Annotated in this window: 2 protein-coding genes; both read right to left on the bottom strand. The window is 61.7% G+C overall.

Features of this window, described 5'->3' with window-relative positions; genetic code table 11:
* Positions 1 to 653 (bottom strand): molybdopterin cofactor-binding domain-containing protein (locus ACXRVY_RS30290; RefSeq protein WP_458239111.1); only part of this gene is annotated, 653 nt, incomplete at its 3' end.
* The coding region (locus ACXRVY_RS30285; RefSeq protein ID WP_458239110.1) for an FAD binding domain-containing protein at positions 646 to 1,189 on the bottom strand (544 nt) is incomplete at its 5' end. The genes ACXRVY_RS30285 and ACXRVY_RS30290, both read right to left, overlap by 8 nt.

Below are 1,189 nucleotides of genomic sequence, written 5' to 3'. Positions count from 1 at the left end.
GAGCAGTAGACGATCATGCCGCCATCTTCGGTGGGCATCACCGAAGAGATCTGGGTTTCCAGGTAGAAGTGCTCCTGRCCACCGATGTGCAGGGTGCCCTGGATGCGATGTTCGGCAGTGGCCAGCGCCGTGGCTGAATCGCCGCGTTTGTGGGTGTGACTGTCGAGTACGAAGTGGCGTTTGCGCAGGGCTTCGACCACATCCAGCACGGGCTCGAGGTCTTCGTATTCGATGATCGCGGCCATGGCCGCTTTACGCGCGGTTTCCAGGTCTTTCGCGGCAACGGCGACCACCGGTTGACCGACGAATTGCACGGTGTCGATGGCCAGYAGAGGATCGCCCGGCAGCAACGGACCGATGTCCTTCAGGCCAGGCACGTCTTCGTGGGTGATGGCGATGCGCACGCCTTCGAAGGCGTAGCAGGGGGCGGTGTCGATACTGATGATCCGGGCGTGGGCACGGTCCGACATGCGCGCATAAACGTGCAACTGGTTCGGAAACTCCAGGCGATCGTCGATGTACTGCGCTTCACCGGCCACATGCTTGGCGGCGCTGTCGTGCTTGACGCTGCGGCCGACACCGGTGGTCAGGTCCTTGGCGAACAGTTCAGCCAATTCGGCTTGGGTCTTCTCTACGGCGTGATGATTAGACATAAGCGGTCACCCGAGTCTCGATGTGCGGTGTTTGCAGTTCGATGAAGTATTTGCGCAGCAGGTTCTGCGCGCTGAGCAGGCGATATTCCTTGCTGGCGCGGAAGTCCGAGAGCGGCGTGAAGTCTTCGCCCAGGGCAGCGCAGGCACGCTCGATGGTGGCGTTGTTGAACGGCGCACCGAGTAACGCGGCTTCGCAGGCGGCGGCGCGCTTCGGGATAGCCGCCATGCCACCAAAGGCGACGCGGGCTTCAGCGACTACACCGTTTTCCAGGCGAATGTTGAAGGCGGCGCACACCGCCGAAATGTCATCGTCCAGACGCTTGGAGATCTTGTAGGCACGGAACAGTTTTTCGGCGCTGGCACGCGGCACGATGATCTTCTCGATGAACTCGCTTTCCTGACGCGCAGTGACGCGGTAATCGATGAAGTAATCTTCCAGCGCCAGGGTGCGGCGGGTTTCGCCCTTGCACAGCACGATTTGCGCGCCCAAGGCGATCAGCAGGGGCGGTGAGTCACCAATCGGCGAGGCGTTGCCG

The organism is Pseudomonas sp. P5_A2_2 (assembly GCF_054177685.1).
This window is presented reverse-complemented; position numbering and strand designations above follow the sequence as displayed.